The organism is Chthonomonas sp. (assembly GCF_035294505.1).
Classification (GTDB): domain Bacteria; phylum Armatimonadota; class Chthonomonadetes; order Chthonomonadales; family Chthonomonadaceae; genus Chthonomonas.
On the sequence record NZ_DATGKU010000239.1, the window covers coordinates 1 to 9,431 of the forward strand.

Here is a 9,431-nt window from a genome sequence, read left to right on the forward strand (position 1 = left end):
GTGCAGGTTGGAGATGCACACACTCTGGCGTGCCTTCTCCCGTGCCGGGGCAAACACCACCCACAAGATGCCCGCCAACAACGCGATTATCCCTAACACCACTAATAACTCCACTAACGTGAAACCCCGCCTGCGCATCCCACAAACCTCCACGATTTCCTCTCTATCTATTTGATCGATCCACCCACGCAAAAGCGAACAAACCAGACCCTAATCCCCGCAACCTCCCTCATAAACCACCAGCACTCGACTCTTTGTGAGGTACCCCCGTCGCACTCAGCAAATTCCCCTTCAAATCCCAATACTCATCCATCCCCTCCATCCCCCTTATCCCTACCTGCAAGGCTAAGGAGGCATACGATTTGCCCGTCATGTTGCATGACATCTCTAATAATTGAGGTAAATCGAAATACCATCGTCCATTGGGACGCTCTAAAACGGCTACCCCCATATGTTGCTTCACCTTGTAATGGGGATGCTTCCAGGTGACTAGCCACTGGGCTATGCCTTGAGGCACCGGCCCGAAAGGCTCACAGGTTGGGTCTTGAGGAAACCCATGCTCCCATAGTGTCTGCTGCAAAATGAAGCGGGCGTTTTGGGGAGTGATGTGCAGATATTTGCAGGCGTCTTGGTTGCTAATGGCATACAGGTCGTTGATGTCTCCGATTTCGATGTCGTGTAGGGCACGATGGAGCACATAGTCGGGGCTTTTGGTGTACTGCCAGTAACGGTAGAGCAGGAAGAGAAGCACAATCGAGAGCAGAGTGGCAAAGCCCGCTTGAAAGCGTTGTTTGGTGGAGAGAGGTCGAGCCAGCTTGGTGATTTTGAGGAAGAGGGTGCGTTCATGGAGTTTCATTCTCTTTTCCTCCCAAGAGGTAAAAGGGAGAGGAAGGAGAGGAGCTGCTTTTCTCCCTCCTCTCGGTAAGTGGCTTTTAGGCTTGGGGATGGTAAAGTCTCAAGGCCGCGGTAGAGCTACTGCCTGAATTAGGTAAGCAGACACCCGCGCTTCCACAGATATAGTCTGCTTTTGTGAAAATTAAGACTTGTCCGTTCCCCGATCCGCTGCAGTTGATGCCGCTGGAACTGGAACTGATAGTGGGAAGGCACTGCCACTTAAAGCAGACGAATTGACAGCAGCCTACAGGGTTACCTGCGCTGTTGATGAGCGTCGCACAGCAGCTAAATGAATTAAATGTAGAAACAGCACACTGTGAGTTGCAGCTAGGCAGAACGTTAATGCAGAGTGTTGAAGCCGCAACCGCCCATTCCTGGATGGCCTGCAGTCCCATCAGAAACCAGCCGGTTCCCAACAAAGCCCGTGCAGCGGTTCGTCGCGTGAGCTTGGGCTTGGGCAGGGGTTGACGGGCTGAAAAGCCAAAGGCAAACTCCTCCCACTTGGCGTAGACTTTCCGATAGAGTTCGGAAACGATACGGCGAACCTTCTGTTTCATACTAAGATAACCTCCTAAGTATTGGGTTTGTATAAGAAGATAAGGGCTGAATCGCTAGTCATGTCCTATCACCAAGTGCTTATATCATCAGACCATACAGGTACCTCAAGCGTTTGTACTTGGTTGTTGAGGCGCAGCACAATCTCTCGTTTTGTTGCCCAGTAGGGTTCTTGATGAATTTGCACGATGCTTTTGAAATCGTTGTGTTCCTCGCAGAAAGTAGTGATGAGGCGATCTCCCTCTTTGGCTACCCGTGTGCTAAACCACATGCTTTTCGGCATAGAGGGATCATCTGGAAGGATGAAAGGCCACCAATAGCTGGAACCGAATTGTTTTCGTTGCTGGGGCGAAACATTGGGGTCGAGCCAGAAGTCGGGGCAGAACAAAATGCGACGGTCTTTAACATAGGCTGTGTCGAAAGTATAGGAGCCACTGCTGCCCATCGGCAGTCCGAGTTGGGAGGCGGTTATGGGCACGCCTTGCATGGCCTCTTGCCCATCGTAATCCGAACGGTAGAGCGATAAGGCCACCCCAATCTGGTGCAGGTTGGAGATGCACACACTCTGGCGTGCCTTCTCCCGTGCTGGGGCAAACACCACCCACAAGATGCCTGCCAATAACGCGATTATCCCTAACACCACTAATAACTCCACTAACGTGAAACCCCGCCTGCGCATCTTACTCCTCACTTCCCTAAAACAGCCCGAAATGTAGCATCTCCGAACGGGTCGTACTGCGGCCCGGGAGAACGGTCTATCCACACCAGGCGCCAGTTGCTATCGAAGAGATAGCACCGTCCAGGCCATAAGGCCTTAAGTTGCTTCACCAAATCCCCCTGGATATCGCACACTATCGGCACCTGTAAATCCTGTCCCTTCACAAAAGTCTGCGCCACCAAGGGTGGGGCGGTGGTAAAAAGAACCAGGCCAATGTCGTGGGCTTTTGCCTCGGCTTGCCACGCTTTTAAGTTCACATTCAGACACGAGGCGCAGTTGCCCACATAGCCAAGCAACGTATAGCGAACTCGCTTGGGAGCTACGCGCCGCACCACCGTGCCGATGCCCGTCGGCAGCAACAGCGTGCCGAGCTTGGGGTCGTTCTTCATCGCCGATAGGTAAGGGTTCTGTGACGAGCTTACCACAGGAGAGGAGCGGAAGGGCAATGCGCTTCGCAAACGATACAGGGTCACCTTGTCCTGCGGAAGCAGCCACAGAAAAACGATTCCTTCGGTGCCGAAGAGCAGCAGCAAGAGGGTACGGTATCTGCTTCGTGAATTCCTCACCGGTGTGGCGCCCACCTCTGCCTCGCCTCCCTTCGAGGCCACAGAGGCGTTGCCCTCAACGACCGATGTGGTTGCTGAAAGCGACTGCTTTTGGAACATCGCGTTACTCTCCATGCCGTTCTCTTGAGGGCTTTTCCTCTAAGAGGGAAAGGCATTTTTTTGCTTCCAGTTATTTGATCGATTCACAAACGCAAAAGCGCACATCGAGTGCCGACTTTGCGTAAACCCCCTCTCTGTTTTGTGGCCTGGTCGTCTAAGCTCCCCCCCCCCCGTGCACGGCGGCAGGCGGCCAAATACTCTATGGCCTCCTCTTCTGTCAGCCCGTTGGCTTCGGCAACCGCGCGCAGATGGGCGATGGCGCGATTATAGGCCATACGCACGGCGCCAGCGCTGCGCCCCTGCTGTTGGGCGATGGCAACAAAACTCTGCTGCTCGACGGCATGGGCTACGATGAGCGCGCGTTCCTTTTCGCAAAGGCAGGCCAGACAGACCTTGAGGCGGTTGTGAAGCTCTTGTTGCAGAAGAAGGTCATCGGGATTGAGCGTCTTAAGGTTGCATATGGCCGCTTGCTTAAGATGCTCCAAACACTTTTGCCCGGCCATGTGGTGACGGAGATAGTCCACAGCAAAGTGATGGGCATAGCGGTTGGGGCGCGCACGAATGGAAGCCCGCTCTTGGGGAGGTCTTTCGAGCAGGTACACCACAAACTGTTGGCCGCAATCTTCTACATCCTCTGCTGACAGGCGAAAGCGGCGGGCATACTTTTGGATGAGCTTGGAAAGCTTTTGTAGCTCTTCTTCACCGAACGCATCCATAGACAACTCGCTTTCTGAAAAAGCAAAGCGAACGAACCACGAAGAGAAGCGATGCGTGTTAAACGCTATCAGATACAAATAAAGACGACGCCAGAGCGGTTTGGGTATCGGTGAATTCTTGCTATCGTTGTTCAAGATTTTTGTAGAAAAAGCGGCAAGAGAGAAAGGCAAAAGCTCAACCGATTCAGCATAGTGACTATTCGAGGAGGATAACCGCCGGCATGAGCGGGGCGCGACGTATAGCGAGCTGTGAGGGGCACGTGGCTCTGGTCGAATGAGGCCCTCGTTGAGATGCCTTACAGCCTTCAGGCTAAACACAAGCAACGGCATCATCTGCCGGATGAGAACGCACAAAGCCTCTGAGTGCCGAGGAGGAGGGAGCCGCCCCTTATGCGTCCTAACGGCGAATGGAGGGGGATGTCTGGCCGTGCGCCGTTCTCACGGCCTCGATCTCCTCGAAGGTGCAGAGCAGAAGGTCGCCGGGGAGGGTATGTTTGAGGGCGGCCATGGCCATGCCCATCTCTAAACCGAGCGGGAGATTTTGCTGAAGATAGCCGAAAATAACTCCGGCATCGAAGGCATCGCCGGCGCCCACTCGGTCTACCACATGGGCAATGGGGTAGGGGGCGGCGAAATGCTCTCCGGAAGGGCTAAAGGCATAGGCGCCCTCGCCTCCACAGGTCACCACCACGTTCTCGATGCCGTAGCGAGTGTGAAGAGCGCGCGCCATTTGCGCTTTCTCCTCTGCCATTGCAAACAGCAGTTGTGCTTCCTCATGAGGTACAATAAGCAGGTCAACTTGAGGAAGCAACGGCTCGATGGCAGCGCGTGCGGCCTCGACCGACCAAAGACGGGCGCGGTAGTTTGTGTCGAAACAGACCCGCGTGCCCACCTTTTTGGCGACCTCGATGGCGTAACGAACGGCGGCGGCACATCGGGAGCTAAGGGCCGGGGTGATGCCGGTAACGTGCAGGAGGCGTGACCGGGCGATGCGCTCCGCGTCCACATCCTCCGGCCCTAGGCCGCTAGCAGCGGAAAAGGCCCTATCGTAGTAAACCTCGGTGGCGCGGGGCGGCACGCCAAAATCCAGGAAATAGAGGCCTGCGCGGGCCTTAGGGTCTGTATCCCAAATAACGCCGGAAGTATCTACACCCCAACGGCGAATCTCGTTCTCAATGCGGCGCCCTAGGGGCGTGTTGGGGAGGCGTGACCACCAACAGGCTCGTAGGCCAAGGCGACAGAGGGCCACGGCCACGTTCGATTCGGCTCCGCCGATTCGCACCTCTAACGATGTGGCCTCTTCAAGCCGTGCATAGTGCGGCGGGCTAAGCCGCAGCATCGTCTCCCCGAATGTAATAACATCCCACCTTACTTCGGCACACATATTGTAAACTCTTCCTCTTTTGAAATTAGGTGCATATTTAGCATACCTGGGAACAAAAGCGAACCTGCTTGCAATCTAAAGGAGAAGTGGGGTACAATGAAAAACCGGTGTGGTAAAAGGCGAATGAGAAATTTTCATCTTTGTGCTTAACCGGTTAAGTTAACCGCTAACAGGCCGTTCGCGTATGAATAAACGAGCTTCAGCCCAATTTGAGACATCAGTCCAGAATGCACCGGCGAAAGTCCCATTCACGCTCCTGTTCCTGGCTGTTTTTCGAGGTAATTTGAATGACCATCTCAGTGTGTGAAGACAAAGAACAGTTGGCACAGCGTGCCGCCGACCTCTTTCTCCAAATAGCCCATCGCTCCATCGAGGAACGCGGGCGCTTTGTGGCCGCCCTCTCCGGCGGCTCGACCCCAGAAAGAACCTACGCCCTGCTGGCGCAGCCGGAGCGCGCTGCCCAGTTGGATTGGAATAAAGTCTACCTCTTTTTTGGAGACGAGCGCTTTGTGCCCCATGATGACCCGCGCAGCAACTACCACATGGTGAAACAGGCCATGCTCGATGCCCTGCCGCTGCCTGCCGGGCACGTTTTGGCGGTGCGCACCGATCTGCCCACTCCAGAAGCCGCTGCCGAGCACTACGAACAGATGCTGCTGGCTTTCTTTGCCCTGCCCAACCGCAAGACGCTACCTCGTTTTGACCTGGTGTTTCTAGGCCTTGGCGACGATTGCCATACGGCCTCTCTCTTTCCCGGCGCCACCGCCCTCGCGGAGAGGGAGCGCCTGGTGGTGGCCACACCCCCCGGCACACTGCCGCCTCCCGTTGACCGCATTACCTTCACCTTCCCACTCATTAATGCGGCGAGGCAGGTGGTGTTTTTGGTGGCCGGTGGCAATAAGGCAAAAACATTGCACAGCGTGCTGGTAGAACGACCGCCCATCTGGCTTTGCCCTGCCGTGGGCATTCGCCCCGCCGATGGGGAGCTGCTTTGGCTGGTGGATAGGGAGGCTGCCGGCCTCTTGCCGCCCGAACGGCTCAACCCCTAGGTCTGTAAAGCGGCTTGATCCTTGTTGATGGCTTTTCTTTCGACCGGCGCCTCTCCTTGCGGTACAATAATCTTTAGCGTCGGGATGCCGTTTTAAGCACCCTTAGCCTCGTTTTGATGGTGGGTAGGAAAGCCTAACACAAAGAACAGGCAAACCGCTTAGCGGTGTCTGTCATCGTTGAGAGGAGAGCGCATGAAAGCCCAAATACTCGGAATGCGTCCTGGAGAACCTTGTGTGTTGGATGAGGAAGGGCGACGGGTTGGATTGATCTTACGCATCGTGCCGGAGACCCCCGAAGAGGTCGCCGAGCTGAAACGGTTTTGTCGTCTCACCGAGGCGTTCACGTTTGTGATTGACGAGGAGTATCGGCTCAATCAAAGCCAATGCACGCCGGTGTACGGTGAGCGCAGCTTCGCACTGGTCTCCACGCACGGGTTGGAAGAGCTTGTTTAACCCTTTTAGACCCTCTCAAAGGCGAGGGAGAGCCGCATAAAATAGACGAAGGAGTAAGAATGCGTAGAGGAGTGATCGCCGGCAACTGGAAGATGCACTGCACCCTGGAGGAGACGCGCCGCCTGTTAGAAGAGTTAGTGCACCGTCTGGAAAGTCAGCCGCCTTGTGAGGTGGTCGTCTGCCCACCGTTCACCGCTTTAAGCACGGCGGCCGCCTTGTTGCGCAATACCCCCGTTAAGCTCGGCGCTCAAGACCTGTTTTGGAAGGAGAAGGGGGCCTATACCGGCCAGATCGCCCCAGGTATGCTCGTGGACGTGGGGTGCGAGTATGTCATTGTAGGCCATTCCGAGCGCCGTGGGCGCTTCGGAGTGCCGGAGCCGGATTTCGATGCAACCATTCTTGCCTATTTTGGCGAAAGCGATGCCACCGTGAACAGAAAACTACGGGCGGCTCTTACAGCCGGCCTCACGCCCATCTGCTGTGTGGGCGAGACGTTGGCCGAACGCCAAGCCGGCCAAACCGATGCCGTGATAAGAACCCAAACGCGCGCGGCTTTGGAGGGAATCGACAAGGCGGAGGTGCCGCGCATCGTTTTCGCCTATGAACCGGTTTGGGCGATCGGCACAGGTGAGGTGTGCGCCGCCGCTGAGGCCAACCGCGTGTGTGGGCTTATTCGCGCCGCCGTGGGCGAGGTGGCCGGAGCCGACGCCGCAGCCGCCGTGCGCGTGCAGTATGGCGGTAGCGTGAAACCGGAGAACGCCGCCGACCTTCTCGCGCAGCCGGAGATAGATGGCGCCCTGGTGGGAGGGGCCAGCTTAAAAGCGGCGGATTTCTTGGCCATCCTTCACGCCTACCCTGCGTCTTAGCTTGCTCGCAGTAGAAGCCTGTTGGCTGAGCGGCACTCCGCTTGTCCCAACGGCTAATCCCCGTGCATCCATAGCAAACGTTTGGTAGCAGGAGAAAACGGTTCCTTTATAAAATATTAGCAGCGCAAAACTTTCGTGTAGGAGCATCATGCCGATGAAGGTTCACAAAGCTCTCTTGCTGCTACCTCTTGCCTTAGCCCTCTCCCCTCCCTTACCATCGCTTGCCGCGCACGGGGCGCGCGCCGAATCGCCTTTTGGAGAACGGCAGAAAATCCTCTTCGATGCCGATTGGCGTTTCTTCCGCGAGCCAACACCGCATTTAGAGCAAACCGTTCCTATTACCGATTGGGTCTACCTTCCTATAGCGGAAGGGGCCGGCGACGCGCAGGTGCTCGCCGATCCCCATCTGAATACCTCGACGGGCGGCTGGAAGCCGGTAAAAACCGGCACCGATGTGTTTGAGGGGAGGGTGGGCTTTGCCTGGTTTCGCACCACGCTGCCCTCCATCGCACCGCCGCCTAAAGGTTACTCGCTCTACCTTCTCTTTGAAAACGTGGATGATAATGGTACGGTGTACCTAAACGGCAAAAAGCTATACTATCATGCAGGCTATGGAGAGCCTTTTGTCGTTCCGCTGGCCGAGACATGGCGCCCAAACGGCCCGAATCTGCTGGCCGTGCAGGTAGATAACGCCGGAGGCGGCCCGGGCGGCATTTTGGGCGATGTGCTTTTGGGCTATGCCAAAGGCGTCGAGATAGGCAGCGGGGCCGAGCAGCCCGATTTTAACGATAGCACCTGGCGCATCGTGCATTTGCCCCACGACTATGTGATCGAGGGGCGCTTCGACCCGAAGGCGAGCGTCTCTCACGGTTTTCTGCCCACGCCGCCGGCATGGTATCGCAAAACCTTCTATCTGCCGGCATCGGATAGAGGCAAAAGCCTTTGGCTCTATTTCGAGGGCATCTTTCGAGATAGCGATGTCTGGCTGAACGGCAAATTTCTCGGAAACCATCCTAGTGGCTACACAAGCTTCTTCTACAATATCTCTAAAGCCGCCAACTTTGGCGGCAAAAACGTGCTGGCCGTGCATGTAGACCCCGGCAACTACGAGGGATGGTGGTATGAGGGGGGCGGAATCTACCGACATGTATGGCTCATCGTTGCAAATCCTGTGCATATTGCGCAGTGGACGACCTTTGTGAACCCGCAGGTGGTTGGGGACGATGTGGAGCACCCCGCCATGGCGCAGGTGAATGTGCACACCACCGTGGAGAACGACACCGATGCCGAGGTCGCGTGCCGCCTGCGGTTTCGTGTGCTCGATGCGCAAAACCGCCTCGTTGCCCAAACGGAGAGCACGGCGAGCGTTCCTCCGAACGGCACACAAAAAGTGGCCGCTCTGCTGCCTCTCCATGCACCGCATCTTTGGTCTCTAGAAAGCCCTTACCTTTATAAGCTGCAGATAAGTGTTTTGCGAGATGGGCGCATCGTGGATGGGAACGAGACCCATTTCGGCGTGCGCACCATTCGGTTTGACCCTAACAAAGGCTTTTTCTTGAACGGTAAGCATGTAGAGATACAGGGCACCTGCAACCATCAAGATTTTGCAGGCGTGGGAATTGGCATGCCCGACTCGTTGCTGGAGTGGCGCATTCGCAAACTGAAAGAGATGGGCTGTAACGCCTATCGCTGCTCTCACAACCCGCCTGCACCGGAACTGCTCGATGCCTGCGACAGACTGGGCATGTTGGTCATGGATGAGAACCGGCACCTTGGTGACGTCTACACACCAAAGACACCACCGAACGCACCCTACTCCGATCTCTCCGACCTCGCCTCCATGGTGCGTCGCGATCGCAACCATCCCTGTATTATTCTCTGGTCGCTCTGCAACGAAGAGGGAATTCAGGGCACGCCGGCGGGAGAGCGCATGGGCGCGGCGATGAAGAAGGTTGTTGAATCGCTTGATCCCACCCGCCCCGTCACTGCAGCGATGAACGGAGGATGGGGATATGGCCTCTCGCATGTGCTGGATGTGCAGGGCATCAACTACTCGTATGGGGTGTACGACTCTTTTCACGAGTCGCATCCCGATTTCCCCATCATCGGCAGCGAGATCGGCAGCGATGTA

11 protein-coding genes are annotated in these 9,431 nt (G+C 56.2%); 4 read left to right on the forward strand and 7 right to left on the reverse strand.

The features are described from left to right. The 7 genes from VKV18_RS14195 to VKV18_RS14225 all read right to left on the reverse strand — a co-directional run. Positions 1-138: type II secretion system protein (locus VKV18_RS14195; RefSeq protein WP_324204850.1), on the reverse strand; the 138-nt coding region annotated here is incomplete at its 3' end. A gap of 91 nt (positions 139-229) precedes the next feature. Further along, positions 230-856, reverse strand: a complete 627-nt coding sequence (locus tag VKV18_RS14200) for a hypothetical protein (protein WP_324204841.1) — start codon at positions 854-856, stop codon at positions 230-232. A gap of 76 nt (positions 857-932) precedes the next feature. Then, positions 933-1,451, reverse strand: coding sequence for a hypothetical protein (locus VKV18_RS14205; RefSeq protein WP_324204842.1), 519 nt, complete (start codon positions 1,449-1,451; stop codon positions 933-935). 68 nt (positions 1,452-1,519) lie between these two features. After that, a complete protein-coding gene (locus tag VKV18_RS14210) occupies positions 1,520-2,128 on the reverse strand; it encodes a type II secretion system protein (protein ID WP_324204843.1) in 609 nt (202 codons plus the stop codon). Positions 2,129-2,136: 8 nt separating this feature from the next. Beyond that, positions 2,137-2,847 carry a hypothetical protein gene (locus tag VKV18_RS14215; RefSeq protein WP_324204844.1) on the reverse strand — a complete coding sequence of 237 codons (711 nt, stop codon included), beginning with the start codon at positions 2,845-2,847 and terminating at the stop codon, positions 2,137-2,139. 68 nt (positions 2,848-2,915) lie between these two features. Next, positions 2,916-3,548 carry a sigma-70 family RNA polymerase sigma factor gene (locus VKV18_RS14220; protein WP_324204845.1) on the reverse strand — a complete coding sequence of 211 codons (633 nt, stop codon included), beginning with the start codon at positions 3,546-3,548 and terminating at the stop codon, positions 2,916-2,918. Between the two features lie 397 nt (positions 3,549-3,945). Then, positions 3,946-4,932, reverse strand: coding sequence for a sugar kinase (locus tag VKV18_RS14225; protein WP_324204846.1), 987 nt, complete (start codon positions 4,930-4,932; stop codon positions 3,946-3,948). Between the two features lie 287 nt (positions 4,933-5,219). Here VKV18_RS14225 and pgl point away from each other — a divergent pair, with 287 nt between their 5' ends. The 4 genes from pgl to VKV18_RS14245 all read left to right on the forward strand — a co-directional run. Further along, on the forward strand, positions 5,220-5,981 hold the full coding sequence (pgl, locus tag VKV18_RS14230; RefSeq protein WP_324204847.1) for a 6-phosphogluconolactonase: 762 nt from the start codon (positions 5,220-5,222) through the stop codon (positions 5,979-5,981). Positions 5,982-6,173: 192 nt separating this feature from the next. Beyond that, positions 6,174-6,434, forward strand: coding sequence for a hypothetical protein (locus VKV18_RS14235; RefSeq protein ID WP_016483862.1), 261 nt, complete (start codon positions 6,174-6,176; stop codon positions 6,432-6,434). Between the two features lie 59 nt (positions 6,435-6,493). After that, positions 6,494-7,300, forward strand: coding sequence for a triose-phosphate isomerase (gene tpiA / locus VKV18_RS14240; protein ID WP_324204848.1), 807 nt, complete (start codon positions 6,494-6,496; stop codon positions 7,298-7,300). Between the two features lie 154 nt (positions 7,301-7,454). Next, on the forward strand, positions 7,455-9,431 hold a 1,977-nt coding region (locus tag VKV18_RS14245; protein ID WP_324204849.1), incomplete at its 3' end, for a glycoside hydrolase family 2 TIM barrel-domain containing protein.